The 17,151-nt window shown below is 50.4% G+C and carries 11 protein-coding genes; 2 read left to right on the top strand and 9 right to left on the bottom strand.

The annotated features are described in order from the left end of the window. Positions 1-28 precede the first annotated feature (28 nt). Positions 29-3,718, top strand: a complete 3,690-nt coding sequence (locus IEV97_RS16885) for an outer membrane protein assembly factor BamB family protein (protein ID WP_188502675.1) — start codon at positions 29-31, stop codon at positions 3,716-3,718. A gap of 60 nt (positions 3,719-3,778) precedes the next feature. On the opposite strand, the gene IEV97_RS16880 is transcribed toward IEV97_RS16885, so the two are convergent. The 4 genes from IEV97_RS16880 to hisS form a co-directional block, all read right to left on the bottom strand. Further along, complete coding sequence (locus IEV97_RS16880; RefSeq protein ID WP_188502674.1) at positions 3,779-4,153, bottom strand: nuclear transport factor 2 family protein; 375 nt, start codon at positions 4,151-4,153, stop codon at positions 3,779-3,781. A 14-nt stretch (positions 4,154-4,167) separates the two neighbouring features. Further along, on the bottom strand, positions 4,168-6,117 hold the full coding sequence (locus IEV97_RS16875; protein WP_188502673.1) for a T9SS type B sorting domain-containing protein: 1,950 nt from the start codon (positions 6,115-6,117) through the stop codon (positions 4,168-4,170). Positions 6,118-6,237: 120 nt separating this feature from the next. Next, a complete protein-coding gene (gene hutH / locus IEV97_RS16870) occupies positions 6,238-7,743 on the bottom strand; it encodes a histidine ammonia-lyase (RefSeq protein ID WP_188502672.1) in 1,506 nt (501 codons plus the stop codon). A gap of 8 nt (positions 7,744-7,751) precedes the next feature. Beyond that, on the bottom strand, positions 7,752-9,158 hold the full coding sequence (gene hisS, locus IEV97_RS16865) for a histidine--tRNA ligase (RefSeq protein ID WP_188502671.1): 1,407 nt from the start codon (positions 9,156-9,158) through the stop codon (positions 7,752-7,754). Positions 9,159-9,403: 245 nt separating this feature from the next. Between hisS and IEV97_RS16860 the strand changes: the two genes are divergently transcribed. Beyond that, entirely contained in the window at positions 9,404-11,005 is a 1,602-nt protein-coding gene (locus IEV97_RS16860; RefSeq protein WP_188502670.1) for a sugar transferase, read from the top strand. Between the two features lie 123 nt (positions 11,006-11,128). On the opposite strand, the gene IEV97_RS16855 is transcribed toward IEV97_RS16860, so the two are convergent. Genes IEV97_RS16855 through IEV97_RS16835 form a run of 5 tightly spaced genes read right to left on the bottom strand, consistent with a single transcriptional unit; the run spans position 11,129 to position 17,147 of the window. Continuing rightward, on the bottom strand, positions 11,129-13,237 hold the full coding sequence (locus IEV97_RS16855; protein ID WP_188502669.1) for an O-antigen ligase family protein: 2,109 nt from the start codon (positions 13,235-13,237) through the stop codon (positions 11,129-11,131). A 6-nt stretch (positions 13,238-13,243) separates the two neighbouring features. After that, a complete protein-coding gene (locus tag IEV97_RS16850) occupies positions 13,244-14,350 on the bottom strand; it encodes a glycosyltransferase (protein ID WP_188502668.1) in 1,107 nt (368 codons plus the stop codon). Further along, the gene (locus tag IEV97_RS16845; protein WP_188502667.1) at positions 14,319-15,626 is read right to left on the bottom strand and encodes a hypothetical protein; all 1,308 of its coding nucleotides are present in this window, start codon (positions 15,624-15,626) and stop codon (positions 14,319-14,321) included. The genes IEV97_RS16850 and IEV97_RS16845 overlap by 32 nt, the downstream gene beginning before the upstream one ends. Further along, a complete protein-coding gene (locus tag IEV97_RS16840) occupies positions 15,610-16,455 on the bottom strand; it encodes a glycosyltransferase family protein (protein ID WP_188502666.1) in 846 nt (281 codons plus the stop codon). Before IEV97_RS16840 ends, IEV97_RS16845 begins: the two co-directional genes overlap by 17 nt. Next, positions 16,437-17,147 (bottom strand): glycosyltransferase, encoded by a 711-nt coding sequence (locus IEV97_RS16835; RefSeq protein WP_188502665.1) that lies wholly within the window; start codon positions 17,145-17,147, stop codon positions 16,437-16,439. Before IEV97_RS16835 ends, IEV97_RS16840 begins: the two co-directional genes overlap by 19 nt. Positions 17,148-17,151 lie beyond the last annotated feature (4 nt).

Raw genomic sequence — 17,151 nt, 5'->3', positions numbered from 1 at the left:
TTTGAAAACAATTTAACACGACTAAACTATGATCAAACATTTATTCCTCATTAGAGAGGCACTTAGCTGGCGCCTCTATCTTATCTTATTGGCTTTCTTTTTCTTAGCATCCCCAGTTTGGGCGCAAGGCGTAAAACAAGAATGGTTGCAAAGCTATGATACGCCGCCAATTGGCTCGGGCGTGATAATAAACTCAGCCGTTGACACGGAGGGCAACATCTACATGATCGGTTACAGTGAAGTAGGGGAGCGAGCCAACAAACGAATTATAGCCGTGAAGTATAGCCCTGCCGGGGAACTGTTGTGGGCTTTCAGGAACAAGGAAGACATTCGCCGACATCTTTATAATGAAGAGGTCCAGGATATTGCCTTTGACAATGCCGGCAATGTATACGTGACGGGCATTTTAATCTGGCGGGATGTTTTCACCTCGGAGGAAACCCGGATGGCGACCGTGATTAAGTTGAATGCGGCTGACGGGAGCCAGGTATGGTCTGTAACGTATGGCCAGGATGAAGACCTGACCGATGTGGCCGGCATAGCAGTAGACAAGTCTGGAGGAGTATACCTGGCGTCAACTGTGAACGCAGACTACAGATTGGTCAAGCTCGACGCAGCGACCGGCGCCTTGCAGTGGCAGCAGCAGTATGGTGGAAGCGCCGACCTGACAGACGGTATAGCCGATGTGAAAGTGGACGACAGGGGTGGCGTATACCTGACCGGCAGCACTTTGGAGAAATACAAACCCTATCCGGATTCAGATGTAATCGTTAATGCTAACGCCATTACAACCATCAAATACAATAGTCAGGATGGTTCCCAGGCCTGGGTAGTCGGACACCGCATTGGTGGCGAGCCGAGGCAAGTAGGGCACCTCCTGGAATTGGACGAGACCGGTGTTTATGTTGTTGGGAAACACAATGACAATGACATGATCATCCTGAAGTACGACTTGAATACCGGCCAGCAAAGTTGGATGACCAAGTTTCGGGGAAACACAAGGGGAAGCACAGGGCGTGATATAGCCCTGGACGGTGCCGGAGGCGTCTATGTGACAGGCGTCAGTGAATCCGGCACAGCCTTTTTTTCAACGCTAAAGCTAAACGCAGCAAGTGGCGAGATCATCTGGTCTAACACGTCTAGTAGTAGCGGTGCTGATTTCAGCCAGGCAACTTCGATAGCAGTAGACAGACAGGACGGGGTTTTTATATCAGGTAGCAGCTATTTCCAGGGAGGAAAGGAAAACTATGTTGTTATTCGTTACGATGGTGCTTCAGGTGAACAAGTATGGGAAAAGCGACTTATAAGTACTCGGCCGTATCTGAAGTCAATGGTGCTAACCAGTATTGACGGGGGGCTATACCTGACAGGTAGTGTTTATAATGACGTCGGCGACCAAACCCAAAGTATGATGGTCACCAAAATGAATGCCGCGAACGGGGACGATGCCTGGAGTCAGAGATACGGTTGGAATGGACCAGTTCAGTACACAGGGACGGACGTAGTGGTAGACGAGGCTGGAAATACATACGCAACTGGAATTATCACCATTGAATTTGGTGAGAAGTATGTGTATGCCGTTAAATATGCTGCTTCCGGAGAAATGCTTTGGAACAAACATTACAGGGACATTCGAACAGCTTACAGCAGAAATTTCATTGCCCTGGATAAAGGCGGTGGCGTGTATGTGGTCACCTCCAAAGGGCTGCTACTGAAGCTCCAGGCTACGGATGGTGAGCTGGTATGGCGGTCTCAGGTTCGTGTAAATTACGAGGTGCCAGTTCAATTAAATGCCATGGTACTCGATGATGCCGGAAATGTTTATGTGGCAGGCGCTGAGGAAAAACCAAGGGTGAGTTTTGAGATGATCAGCTCTTTCCTTACCGCAAAATTTGATGCGGCTTCCGGCAGCAGGGTCTGGGAGAAAAAATATGGCGGTACTTCCGGGAGTGATCATGTCAAAGACCTTGTCCTTGATGGAAATGGCAACTTGTATGCAGCCGGCACGGTGTTCGGCAGTGATAGAACGGTTAAAATGGCTACCATCAGGTATAGCAGCGCTAATGGCGAAGAACGCTGGATTGCCCTACACGATAATGGATATCCGACAGCTATTGCTGCTGATGGAGCTGGGGGCATCTATGTAACGGGAAACAAATCGTTTGTTAACAATTTCGCAACCATCAAATACAATGCAGAGGATGGCAAAGAGGTATGGGTATCAACTTACGGAACTGATGGCAGGCGCGATGTGCCAGAGGCGATCGCTGTTGACAAAGCGGGCGGCGTGTACGTGGCAGGCATCAACCAAAGTGATGCGAACGGCATGCAGATTTCCATCCTTAAGTACAATGCGGCCGACGGAACTGAGCTATGGTCGCACCGGCATGAACAATGGATTCAAGGTGAAAGCGGCACAAGGCTAAAGCTGGACAACGAGGGGAATGTTTACGTGGCTGGCAATATGAGGAGAACCTTTGTAGTAGCCAGGCATAACAGTGAAGACGGGGAGGTGCTTTGGACAAAAGAGTCGGATAATGTTCTGGGTTTGGGGTCGGATTTTTTGTATGACTTTATCTTAGACGCCCAGCATAACCTATACCTGATTGGCCTTAACTATGGAAACATCACGACCAGGAAAGCCTTTACCATCAAATATAGCCAGGATGCGCCATGTGTGCCGGTGGTGCAACAGGCGATAACTGGTCCGGACAAGATCCGGGCTGGTGCTGAAAACGTCACCTATACCTTGGAGAGCACGAAAGCTACTTCCTATACCTGGGCCGTGGAAGGGCCGGAAGCCGTCACACTGGGCGGACAAGGCACCAACCAAATCACTACGGATTGGCCAACTGCAGCTGGTTTTTATGAAGTGAACGCCAGTTACGGCAACGACTGCGGCATGAATTCGGCCACACACAAAGTAGCTGTTTACAACCCTGATGACCGCATCGTGGCAGCTGCCGGCTGGCTCCACTCACCCCAGAACACGCATCTGGACTATATGCAGCAGGAGGGCAGGGGTTATTTTGGCGTGGCCGTGCAGTACCGGAACCGTACCGAAGAGGTGCAGGGACAGGTCGCCTTTCATCTGAAGGAAAATGACCTGAATTTTAAGAGCACTTCCTTTGAAGCTGAGCGTTTGATCGTGTTCGGGCAGGAGGCCAATTTTAAAGGGAAAGGGACGATCAACGGCAGGAGTGGGTATGGTTTCCTGGTGGCCATCGTGAACCATGCCCTGAATGTGAAGAACCCGAACGACCGGCTGCGCCTGATGATCTGGGAAGAAGAGAGCGGCCGGATCGTGTACGACAACCAGGCGGGTGATGCGGAGGAGGCTACGGCCATCCATCGCATCGGTATGGGTGCGATGGTGCTTTACGATCCGAAAAACCCGGACTTACTGGCAAAGGCAGAGCTGGAGGCGCTCGGTATACAATTGCCTGGTGCAGAAGTAGTGGCAAAGCTGGTGGCCTATCCGAACGCTTTCTCCGACAGAACCACGATCTCATTTGCGCTGGAAACAGACGGGGCTTATACCCTGGAGGTGTACGACCTGAACGGCCGACTTGTGAAAAAGGTTGGAGAGGGCACTGCCAAAGCAAAACAACTGTATGAGTATGAACTACAGGGGCAAGCCATGTCAGATGGCATGTATGTGGCCCGTTTGGTTACCGACTCAGGTATGCAGAGTATCAAGCTGTTGCTAAGAAGATAACGTTTGGTTGTTTGGTGAAAAAGAGGAGCCGGCTTACCGGCTCTTCTTTTTTGCGCCTTATCAGCTGTGGTCTTCTATAGAAATGATCTTGTCCTGCCGGAAGCCGAAAATCGTTTTCCCCTTCAGTTTTAGGGTGTCGCCTGCTTTCAGTTCTTCGGATAAGTCTGTGGCTAGCACGGCCCGGTAAGCTATCACGACTTCTGCTTCGTTTTCCTGCTCCTGATACTGAAGCACCACTTGTTCCCGCTCCCCGAACAGCTTTGCAGCTCGCTCAGCCTGTTCCCGAAAGGCGTCTATACCTTGCAGCGACAGGTTGACTTCGCCATTTGATATGTTTCTGAACGCCACTTCTTCATGCAGGTATAGCAGCATACCCGGCACATCGAAGCTGTTATAAGCCCTGATGTAATGCTCAATGATTTCTTTTCTGGTCATAGACTGCCTATTATTTAGCGCAGCAAGGTAACAGTACCGATGCGCTGCTTTGTCTCCCCGGAGTTACTTACAATGTTCACCTCGTAGGCGTAAGCACCTGCAGGCATTGGTTTGCCTTGGTTGGTGCCGTCCCAGCTGGTGCTGCGGTCGTCTGAAGCGAACACGACCTGCCCCATGTGGCTGTATACCTTGATGCTGAAGGATTTGATAAACCGGCCTTTCACTTCGAACACATCATTTAGGCCGTCGTCGTTGGGGGTAAACGCATTCGGGATGTGCACCTGCACGGGCTGCTGAATCACCACAATATTGGAGTAAGAACGGGCACTGCCATTACCGGAAGTCACCTGAATACGGTAGCGCACCTCCTGCAGTTCATCGCTCGGGTTGCGCTCCAGGTAGGTGTTGCCAGAAACAGGTAGGTTGCGGACGACACGGTTGTTGGTGTCCAGCAGTTCCAGGGTATAGCTGCCCACCCCATCCGGAAAACCCACGTAACCCGTCCAGCCCAACGTGATGTTCGGGGAGTTTTCCTGGGGCTGCGCGATCAGGTATATGGGGCAAGTGGTATTGCTGAGAGGTGCACTGCGTTCACAGAGATTGGTATAGTTGGCGCGGTAACACACCGGATTCAATGGCTGCAATGGGTCCGTATATACCGCCTGCTCGCTGGTTGCCAGATCAGTAAACGGCACCCCATCGATGCTACGCTGGTAGCGAACCAGGCTAACTGTCTGGCCTTGCGGTACGGCCAGGGTAATTTGTACCTGGTTGTTTTCGTCATACGTGCTGTACAGGTAGCCGGCGGGTGGTGTGGCGGTGGAAGTGGCCTGTATGCAGCGGGAAGCGGAGATCGAGCGGCTTTGCCCGTTATTCAGGGTGCTGATGACCTGGTAGCAGTAGTTTTGGCCGCATTTCAGGTTGGGGTCGGTGTAGGTGGTCGTGTTGCTGTTCAGTTCAGCAAGCTGGTTGCCGTCGCGGTATACCTGGTAGCGCTGCACCCCACCTGCTATACCTGACCAACGGAGGTTTGCCAGTTCATTACCTGTCTGCACGCCCAAGACCAGGCTACTGACGGGCTCTGAAAAGATGGGCAGTTGATTGCCACAGTCATCGGCAGGCCGGATCCGGAACTTGATGGGCTGCCGGGTGTCCACATTGCCGATCCTGAAGTCTGCCCATCTGGTTTGCGTGAGCGGTGCGCTTGTGTAGATGGCCTCGAAATTTCCGGAAGCCATATTGCGTCGCTCCAGCACGTAGCGGTAGCCCGGCTGCAAATTATTGAGCGCAAACAGGAGCTCGCCGTCTGCCGCTTCCCGCAGCACTTCCAACTGCGCGATGATTGGTGTGGGAGGCGTCGGCAGGAGTGTGTCCGTGCTCGTACTGCTCGTCTCGCAGGAGCTGCCCGTATACCTTCCCTGCACACGAATGGTATAGGAGGAAGTGGTGCCCTGGTAGGTATAGCGCGTTTGTTCTCCGGCTTTCACACCCCGCACCACGGTATTGTCGCCATAATCGATGTCATACTGGTCGTAGCCGGTGTCGGCAATCGTTACCTGAACCGATCGGCTCGCGCAGGACTGTAGGGTAAAACCGGGAGGAGGGGTGGCCACCACTTCAAACGCCTGCGGTTCGATGGTCGTGTTTTGGCCACCACCGCGGTTGATGATCTGCGTGATGATGTATTTGCCCGGCTTCGTGTAGGTATACTGAAAACGTCCGTCAGCGCCACGATTGACTAATTTGCTCTGCTCATAATTCTGAGGGTCAAATGCATTAGGTCCCGGATCATAGAAAGTCGTGTACTTCACATTCTGATCCGAGCTGCAATCCTCGAAAAAAACAGGTATACCAACGCAGATCACCTTCACTTCCTGCCCATTCTGAAAAGCCCGAAAGCAGCCTTGCTGCCCCACTACAGGTATAGCGGCCAAAAGAAATGATATGAAAAGCAGCAGTCTCAAGCGATCGAAATAGGTATGCTACGAATATAGTTAAGCAAGGTATAGGAGAAAAGCCTATAAAAGAGAAATCCGCAACGGTTTTAAGGCCTGCTGCGGATTTCCGGTAATATAAAGTGCTATCTAAGCCTGTGCAACAGGCAAACGGCATGTTCTGAGAAAAGCCACGCTGTGCTCCATGTCCGGATGCATCACACGGTCGGTGCTCACAAAAGGAATCTGCTCCCGGAAATCGGCCATTAGTTGCTCCAGTTGCGAGGCAGTGCGTAGCGGACGTCTGAATTCCATCGCTTGCGCAGCATTCATTAGCTCAATAGCCAGCACGCGCTCCACATTCTGCACCACCTTATAAAGCTTCGTAGCGGCATTGGATCCCATGCTCACGTGGTCCTCCTGCCCGTTGGATGAGGGGATGGTGTCGATGGATGCCGGGGTGCAAAGCTGTTTGGTCTGGCTCACGATAGAAGCGGCCGTGTACTGCGTGATCATGAAGCCCGAGTTCAGGCCAGGCTCCGCCACCAGGAAGTCCGGCAAACCGCGGCTGCCGGAGATCAGTTGGTAGGTGCGGCGCTCCGATATACTGCCCAGTTCTGCCAATGCAATCGCCAGGAAGTCGAGCGCCAGGGCCAGCGGCTGCCCATGGAAGTTGCCGCCTGAAATGATCTCGTCCTCATCCGGGAAGATGTTCGGGTTGTCGGTCACGGAATTGATCTCGGTCAGGATCACGCCTTCGGCATAGCGGATAGCGTCTTTGGAGGCGCCGTGTACCTGCGGAATGCAGCGGAAGGAGTAGGGGTCCTGCACGTGCTGCTTAAACTGGCTGATCAGTTCGCTGCCCTGCAGCAGGTGGCGGAAAATGGCCGCCGTCTCCAGTTGCCCCTTATGCGGACGCGCCTGGTGGATCAGGTGATTGAACGGTTCGATGCGGCCATCGAAGGCATCGAGTGACAATGCACCCACCACATCAGCAGCTTTGGACAGACGAAAGGCCTGCAAGACGCAATATACGCCATAGGCACTCATAAACTGTGTACCGTTGAGCAAGGCGAGACCTTCTTTGGCCTGCAGGGCGATCGGCTCCCAACTGAACATCTCGAGCACGTGGCGGCTCTCCAGTCGGTAGCCCTGGTAGTATACCTCGCCCAAACCGATCAGCGGCAGGCAAAGGTGCGCCAGCGGAGCCAGGTCGCCGCTAGCCCCAAGCGAGCCCTGCTGGTACACGATCGGGTAAATATCGCGGTTATAGAAGTCAATCAGGCGTTTCACCGTCTGCAACTGCACCCCGCTGTTGCCATAGGCCAGTGACTGGATCTTCAGCAACAGCATCAGTTTCACCACCTCCGCCGGCACTTCGTCACCCATTCCGCAGGCATGCGACATCACCAGGTTGCGCTGCAGCTGTTCGAGGTTATCGTGCGAAATCTGCTTTTTGTAAAGCGAGCCAAAACCGGTGTTGATGCCATAGATGCTCTTGTCGGTGCTGGCGATCTTGCGGTGCAGGTAGTTGTAGCAGTGCAAAATGCGCTCCTCCGCCTCTTGTGACAGGGCCAGGGTATACCTACGGCTGATGATTTCCTCGATGCGTTCCAGGCTCAGGTGCTGACTGGAGATATGGTGAACGTCGCTCATGTGGTCGGTTATTTCTCTTCGGATTTCAACTGGGCAATGATGTCGTCGATGTAAAGCTCATCCTGCTCGCCGGTTTGCATGTCACGCAGTTTCAGCTTGCCGGAAGCCATTTCCTCGGAACCGATCAGCAGCACAAACGGGATATTTTTCTGGTCAGCGTAAGTCATCTGCTTTTTCAGCTTGGCGCTTTCCGGGTATAGCTCCGAAGCTATACCTGCATTGCGCAGTTTCTGTAGCAGCGGCAGGGCGTAGCGCTCTGATTCCTTGTCAAACTGCACGATCAGCACTTTGGTGCCCACCTCGCTGCTGGCCGGGAACAGCTGCAGTTCCTCCAGCACATCATAGATGCGGTCCACGCCAAACGAGAAGCCCACACCTGATACGCCCGGCATACCGAACATACCCGTCAGGTTATCATAACGGCCACCGCCGCTGATGCTGCCCATGTTCGCGTTGTTCACCTTTACCTCGAAGATGCAGCCGGTGTAGTAGGAGAGGCCACGTGCCAGTGTGACGTCCAACTGCAGGCGTGGCTGACCAGACGGATTCTGCGTTGTAAGCGCATCGCTGCCCAGGTTATCCAGGTACTCCCATACCTCTAGCAGGTCTCTCAGACCGCGCTGGCCTTCTTCCGTGTTGCCCAGCAGGGTTTGCAGTTGGGCCAGTATTTCTTGGTTTGTGCCTTTCAGATCATAAAGCGGCTCCAATTTATCCACAGCGCTCTCGGCTATACCTCGCTCCAGCAGTTCTTTGCGCACACCATCCGCCCCAATCTTGTCAAGCTTGTCGATGGCCACGCAGATGTCTCCTTCACGGCCTTTCTCCCCAATGGCCTGGGCTATACCTGCCAGCACACCACGGTGGTTGATCTTGATGGTAAAGTCCGTCATACCCAGTGTACTCAGCACCTCGTCGATCATCTGCACGATCTCGGCCTCGCACAGCAGGGAGTTGGTGCCTACTACATCGGCATCGCACTGGTAAAATTCGCGGTAACGACCCCGCTGCGGACGGTCGGCACGCCAAACCGGCTGTATCTGGTAACGCTTAAAGGGGAAGCTGATCTCGTTGCGGTTCATCACCACGAAGCGGGCAAAAGGCACGGTCAGGTCGTAACGAAGCGCTTTTTCAGAAATTCTGCGGGTAACATGCTTCGAACCTTGCTCGATATCGGCGGCCGAAGTTTTAGACAGGAAATCTCCGGAGTTCAGGATTTTGAAGATCAGCTGGTCGCCCTCGTCGCCATACTTGCCCGTCAGCACCGACAGTTGCTCCATGGCGGGCGTCTCAAGCGGCAGGTAGCCGAATTTCTCGAAGGTGCGCTTGATGACGCCAAATATATAGTTGCGCTTGACCACCACGGCGGGGCCAAAGTCACGGGTTCCTTTCGGTATAGAAGGTTTTTCCTTGCTCATGTTTTCAACTTTGAAGGCGAAGTTACTAAAACAGGAGCAAATGCAGGAATATCTTTCTACACCCTGTATGTGTCCTAAATTTATTATATATGGCGTTAAGTATGCAGAAATATGAATAAGGTTGGCTCGGTTTATGCTTATGGTGAGTTTATTATAGATAAATTAAAATAAAATCTCCTAACATTAAATATAGTACTGCTTATATCTTATAAATCCGTACTTTTGCCCCCGCATAACCGGCATGCGTGAAAAAAGGTTTTAAAATTTTGACCGGTATGCAACCATTTATACAAAATCAGGATCTAACGTATATAAACAAATGTCTTGATTTTGATTACGTTTTAGATAACAGATTTAAAATGAGTACTACTGCCTCTACAAAACAAACTGAAACAAACTTATTTGCTGCGCCTCTTTTTAGAAAAGTAAACTCACTTGTACCTAACAAACGGAGATCTTTTGCATTTGAGATTGCAGACCGCAAATCGCTGCTCTATCTGATAGACATGCTGTTTATTCTGGTAGCCATTGGGGCATACTGCACCTGGCTATACCCAGAAATTGGTGCGAAAGAACTTATTTCTGACTACTATGGGTGGTTGCTTTCCGGCGTTGTTTTCTGGAGTTTCTTCTCCTATGTCTTTGACCTGTACAGTCTAGAAAACATCGATAATTTCTATTCCACGCTTAAGTATCTGCTGGTAGCCTCCTCGCTCACAATTCTTGCCTACCTGGCTTCTCCCTGGTTTACACCGTCCTTGCCTGACAGTAAGCTGGCTGTTTTCTTGTTTGCCTTTAATGTGATCGCACCACTCGTGGTGTGGCGCTATACTTACTTCAGGCTGCTGGACAGACCGATCTTTTTAAAGCGTGTGCTTGTAGTTGGAGCCGGCTGGTCGAGCAAATCACTTATAGATGTATTTGCCAACGGTGATGCCTTTAACTTCCATTTGGGTTATAAAGTAGTCGGCATAATAGATTCCGACACAAAAGAGGTCGTTTACAAAGGGGTGCGTATTGTAAACGGAACAAATGACTTCGCTAAACTTGTGAGACGACTCAAGATAGACGAAATTATTGTGGAGGAGACTTCAGAAACTAACAACTCGGCGGCACTGCGCGAACTTACCAAATGCAGAATGAATGGTGCAGCTGTGACCTCACTAAGCGATTTTTATGAGAGATTAACTGGCCGTGTGTTGATCAACGCGGCAGCACAGAATTTCCACCTGGCGTTTCCTTACAACCGTAACAATTTCAGAAGAGCCTACTTGACCTTTTCGAGAGCGCTTGACATCTGCTTTGGCTTGGTTGGTACGCTCCTTTGTGTAGTTCTAATTCCATTTGTGTATGTGAGCAACTTCTTTGGCAGCAGAGGTCCGCTTTTCTACAAGCAGGAACGTGTAGGCTTATATGGAAAGACCTTTTGTATCACTAAGTTCCGCTCTATGGTAGTAGATGCAGAGAAAAACGGCGCTGCCTGGGCACAGCAAAACGACAGCCGCATTACGTCAGTAGGCAGGTTTTTGCGCAGATCGCGTATCGATGAATTGCCACAGGCCTGGAGTGTACTGAAAGGTGACATGAGCCTGATTGGGCCAAGGCCGGAAAGACCCGTGTTTGTGCAGCAATTGAAAAAAGAAATTCCTTTTTACGATACACGCCATCTGGCCAAACCAGGTATCACAGGATGGGCACAGGCCATCTACAAATACGGGTCTAATACACAGGACGCCCTCATGAAGGTGCAATACGACTTGTACTATCTGAAAAACCGTTCCATCATGATGGATATTAAGGTTCTGCTGAAAACTATTAGCGTCGTAGTACGCTTTAAAGGGATGTAAGCACTCCATTAAAAAATGCGAAGGGCCTGGAAGTTGTATCTTCCAGGCCCTTCGCATTTTACAGATACGTACGAGCGAAGCATGAGTAGCCTCAGTTATAGTGGCCGATCAGCTAAATTTAATTTACCCTTTTTCTACTGCAGTTGATTGAGATGGTACAGTAAGTAACAGGCAGTAAAACAACCCTATAAATACAATCCCTTTATTTGCCTCCAGTATTGCTTCTGTAAGGCTGGTCACGATGAGTAATACAACCAACGTCACAGCTAGCCGGTCACGATGCCGTACGCCGGTATACAGGGCATTTAAGCAGAGCAGCAGCAGGATAATTAGGCCTGCTATACCTGTAGCCAGCCATGTTTGCAAGTACTGGTTATGGCTGTTGAATCCTTTCAGCTCTGGATATCCATGTCTCTCGTAGCTATTATCCAGTGCATGCTGTACATCTCCTACACCAAGCCCGGTCAGCCAATGTTCTTTGCTCAGTTGCAGGGCATGCTCCCATGTAACAGTGCGCTGACTTACACCAGTTTCACTTTCGGCTGTATCTTTCTGCGTGAGTAGTTTGGATGTTTCGTTAAGGATGCGGTAACGCGTTACAGGCAAAGCCAGAAGTAATAAAAACACACCGGCGCACAACCCAATGGCTACTACCATCTGCTTGCGATTAACGCCATGTGTGCGATAATAGAGATAAGCAAAGAAGCCTGCAGATATGAACATCCCCAGCAGGGCAATGCGGGAAGAGAGTAGCAATGTGAAAATCAGCAGAAAGGCCGCGGCAAGCCACTGGAGTATGGTATGTATGCGGGTATAGGTCCCCGTCACCAATCGCTCCATCAGGATAAAAAGGGAGAAAATAGTGAACATGGACAGGTACGTCGGATGCAATCTGGCAGGCCGTGCCAGCTCGCTGTAAGAGAAATAATCCCAGTAAATACTACCTGTGTTGCGTACGCCAAAGTTCTGCGCAAAGGAGTAAGGCAAGGTAGCCGGATCACCTATGGTATAGTTGCGGTAGATGGCATAAGCCAGACAGTAAACGCTAACCATTACCACACTCAGCACAAAAGCCAGCAGTATGCGCTGCCGGTTGTGCGCCGAAAAGGCATTCCCAACAAAAACCAATGGAAGCAGTAAGAGCGAAAGCTTCTTTTCTAAGCCGAATAAGGCAGCCCCCTTATCATCCGAGATGAGGGTGGAAAGGGCATACACCCCGAAAAACAGCAGAAGCAGAAGCAAGGCCCTCTGTTTTCTGATTTGCGATAATTTCCGTTTGAACCCTCCCTCTGTTAATGCCAGCACCGCCAGTACTATTGTTGCCCCACTGGTGACCGTCATAGACCAGGGCAAAAAAAAAGCAAGCAGCATCGTTAGCAGCAGCTTCAGGCCATTTGACTTGCCCGGTTTCTGACCGTACTGCGCAAGCATCTGGTTGTTGATGCGGTCTCGCTCACGGTCGAAGAACCAGCCCCACTTAGTGAAGTAAATGAAAGCCCCATGAAGGGCGAAGAAGAGTAGCTTTAGGTTTTTGTGTGATCCCTTTGCAAAGTGGTGGTAAATCTGCACATCGGGAAAAAACTGTGTCTTGTATTTCTGATGCACACGCCGCGTCAGGTCGGTGTCCTCGGAGTACATAAAGATGCGCTCGTCAAACAAGCCCACCTCCTTCAGGGCCTTGACACGCAGAAACATAAAGCAGCCCGAGAGATAAGGCACATTCATGGTGTGATCGTAGCCAGTAAAGCGCAGCTCAAATTTTCCGTTCAGCTTCTCCAGTTTGGCCTCGTCTTTTATAAAGCGGCGCACAAAAAAGTCTGCTGGCGTAGGAAGCAGCTTGCATAGGTACTGGGTTTCGCCATTAGGGTAGAGCACCTTAGGCATCAGCTGGCCTACCTCCGGGTTAGCTTGCATATGCTTGCACAAGCCCTCCAACACACCAGGCCCGAAATATACATCGGGGTTGAGCACCAGGTAATAGGGTATACCTGCTTGCATTGCCCTACGCATCGCTATATTATGCGCTTTCCCGAAACCCAAGTTTTTGTTATTGAAAATATACTCGATGCGGTTGTCTGTGAACAGCGGAGCCAGCCTGTCAGTCGGGGAGTTGTCTACAATGTATAGCTTAACAGGCAATGTGGTGTTCAGAAAACTGTTTACCGCCTCCAGCAAAACTTTCTCATTGTTGTTGTAAGTGACGATGGAAGCCGCAATAAGTATGTTGCTCATAGTAGGTTAGCGCTTGCTCAGCAATAAATGAAATAATTCGGACCAGTTGGTTGTAAAAGGCTGTGCAATAGCCGGTGCCTGATTGCCTTCAAATGCGATTTTCCGCTCTATAACCTGCTCCATCAATCCGGCCAGTTCAGCAGCATTATGCGGATCGAAGAACGATACCTGCTCATAGCTGCCAACAGTCTCTTTGGCGTAGGGCAAACGGGCCAGTAGCATGGGCTTTTGATGTGGCTTGTACTCAGTAATCGGCAGCCCCCAGGTTTCCAGTTTCGACGGAAAAATCAGGCAATCGCTTTGGATATAGTAGCTATCGACTTGCTCACGTGTCAGGGCACCAATCCAGTTTATTTGCGGCAGGTGAGCATAGACTTTTTTTATATCATGGGCATAGGCATTCTCGCTTCCATCGGCAGTCAGTACTACCTTAAAGTTGTGAATGCCTTTGTCGTGGAGCAACTGTACAGCCTGGCCAATCAGCTCGAAGTTTTTGAACACACGCGGGAAAGACGGATAGAAAAACATGGTTTTTGTTTCTGCTGCGCTGGATAACTCAGGTATAGCCTTTGGGGCCGGATTCGTATCTGGGTATGCGACAACAACCTTTTCCTGTGGCAGATTGAAGGTTTTTACAAAATAGTTCCGAATCCAATCCTGCTGTACGACCACATAGGTATTTGCGTGAATATTGATCTGGTAGAGGTACTTGTAAAACCAGGTAAAAGCTGCAAAAACCTTATCTTGTTTGGCCTCTTTGCGGGAAACCTGGTAGTAGGGTCCCGGATTGTGGCAATACACAGCCTGTATATCGGCCTCCACTACCGGCGATGTATCATGTAGGGAGAACCACAGGTAGGGCTGCAGCTCCCGGCTCAATTTCCTGAAATGCCAGTACTCGTACTGCAGCCTTTTCACCCAGGATCGGCGTGAGTCCGGAAACTCCACATAGGTAATGTTTGAGTACGTGTAAAGGTCTTTGTTATGAACCAGTGCAATGATGTCATATTCAGCGGCCACATGCTCGGAGAGCCATGACAAGGCAGCTTTTACAATGGAAAGCGTGCCGCCGTAGTGGATGTTAATGGCCGAGATAACTATTTTCTTCTTCATGCAACGTTTGAGCTACCTCGCTCATTTTGAGTGCCCCGTAGCACAGTACAAGCACAGGCACCACAAAGATAAGCAAATCGAAAACTTGCGAAACGAATAAGTTAGACTCGATCGCATAGGTGAAGGCCATGACCACCAGTGCATATGCGAACGTGAAGCGAACCAGGGAGAACTTCTTGGTGACAAAAAAGTCTTTGCGCAAAAAACCGATTAACAAGCCGACCACCAAGCTGTACAGTATACCTCCAAGCCCAAAGAAGATTTGTCCTTTAGCAAAAAACTGGGTATTGGGGCCAATAGGGATAAGGGGTATAGCCTCTCCTGTGCGCTTTAGGTGCAGCACAAGCATTTCATAACCTAAAGGATTCTGGTATTCAGACAGGCGGAACAAGCCCAGGATGCTGTTAAACTCGTGCAGTAGGTAATCGATGGGGGAGAAAGCCTCACTGATTTGCCGGTGAATATGTGGCTGATAATAATAGAGGATAACGTCTCCTGACAGCAGTAGCCGGTTGTAAAGCCCCATAAGTGCACCGCCAACATTGCCCCGCTCAATGTAGAGCACCAACAGGGCGACCGATACACCTGATACGAAAAAGTACGCGAGGTATTTCTTGTATTTTCTCAGAGTACTCAGGTTCATGCGTACCTGAAAGCCCGGACGCTTGATAATGTAGGCCAGCATAAACACGAAGGCAAGCAGTCCGCCCTTCGATCCGCTAAGTATGGTAAAGGCCACCTGGCACAGCAGGATCAGTACAAAAGGAGCTTTACGTCGACTGATAAACAGCATCACAAAGCAGGCACAGGACAGAAAGATGCTGGCTCCCCAATTGATGCGGCGCACAATACCGAGTCCTCCTACGTAAACCGCTGTTTTAGACGCCGTAGGATCGTCGGTGAGCAGTGGAAAGCCCACCCGGCTTGCTGCGTACAGGTTAGCTAGCAGGTAGATCACAAACAAGGTATAGGTTATACTTTGCAGCAACTTTATATTGAAGCTACTGAACTGTATGATCTCTTCACGCTCCAACCTATACCTATAGCTGGTAATACCCAGCCAAAGCGCCAGCTGGCAAAACACAAAGTACACCAAATGACTCACCTGGCTCACTTGCATGAACATGAGGATGGTCGTGAGCGTGTTGGTAAGCAGAAAGAAAAGCAGGGGGTCGTAAAATGAAAAGATATGCTTGCGGTAGAGCAGCACATAAAGCGTCATGACCACAACCAGCCATACCGAAACAGTAAGAACCGTGCTAACGCTTGTGATCATACAGGAACCGTGTGCTTTTGAATCGTACGGCCTGCAAGGCAGAGAAGGCCAGCAGATATACTTCGGTCAGGGCCTTTGTCCAGATTGACTGCTCGTTTAGGATGGCCGTAGAGCGACGTATTTCGCGGAAGCGGCGCAGCTTCACATCCAGTTCTTCTTTCTCAAAGTAGTTGAGCTGGTGCAGGATACTGGTATTCAGTACATAGAAATAGGTGTTCTGTGTGGCATAGCAGTTCATGAAATACGTGTCGGTCCCGTAAAACTTGAGCCGCTCATCGTACCCCTTGTATTCGTTCTGCAGGTAACTTGCCCGGATCACCATGCCACTGTTTATTGCCGCACGATGTTTCGCCTTGGTTAGTCCTGTCTGCTTTTGTTTCCAGCGCACACCTTTAAAAAGGTATAAGTCAGCCGGGCTCACAATCTCGTTGTTCGACTCAACGATGGGCAAGAACAGATTGATATCCGGGTGCTGCGCCATGCTGCTGCGGGCCTCGGTAAAGAAATTGTCGGCCAGTAGGGAGTCGTGGTCGAGCAGTACCAGGCCCTCGTACTTAGCCATTTCTTGTCGCTGCAAAACCTGGTTGTAAATTGCCGAAAGGGCCAGGTTTTCGGGTGTGCACACGTATTCTACTTCCGTAAAGCTGCTCTGCAATACCTCTAGTTCATGCTTTGTAAGAGAAGAAGCTGGGCTATTATCCCATAGCAGGAGTTTACTGCCCTTCAGCTGGTCTCTAAGCGTTAGCAGTGAGCCCAGTGTTTCGGAAGTTTGCAGCGATTTGTTGTACAGCACAACCAGCAGCAGGAAATTTATTTTCGTGTCAACCATCCTTTCAGTCCCAAAAACTTAAAATTAATAAAAGCTATGGTCTTATACACTTTCCCGAAGTTACTTTCAATAATTGCGTATACTTCCCAAAAGTGATTTGCATTGTGCGATACGCCCCCGGTATCGTGCTTACTGATCACATTAGGGTATGTTTTGATGCGCTTGCCCTGCTTAAATAACTGCTGATTCAGGTTAAAGTCGGCAAACACCTTATACTGCAGATCGTATCGTTGAGACAGATTTCTTCTGTAAAGTGTGCCCTGGTGGTGCAGCGTGTTATTGATGCGCAGCATGGGCCCGGCTTTTGGCTTAAAGGTGCGGCCGTTGCTGAGCTGCACCGGGAAAGACAGCACGTCTATACCTTGGGCGGTCGCCTCCAGCAGTTCTTTTTCAGGGAACTGGAGTAACTCGTCGCCCAGGTTGATATAGAGCACATAGGCACCGTGGGCGAGGCCCCAGCCTTTGTTCATGGCATCGTAAATGCCCCGATCCGGCTCCGATACCAGCACATCTATACCGGAGCGGTATTGCTGCAGCACCTGTAGGGTGCCGTCTGTGGAGCCGCCGTCTACCACTATATACTCCACAAGCGGCGTTTTATGCCGGAGCACACTCTCCACGGTGGTTGCCATGTCAGCCTCACCATTGTAAACGACCGATATAATACTGAGCAGGGGTGCAGTAGTTGTCACAGGT

Origin of the sequence: Pontibacter amylolyticus, from assembly GCF_014638845.1 — a bacterium.
Classification (GTDB): Bacteria; Bacteroidota; Bacteroidia; order Cytophagales; family Hymenobacteraceae; genus Pontibacter; species Pontibacter amylolyticus.
The sequence above is the reverse complement of the archived record's forward strand: the minus strand, read 5'-3'. Positions and strand labels throughout refer to the sequence as shown.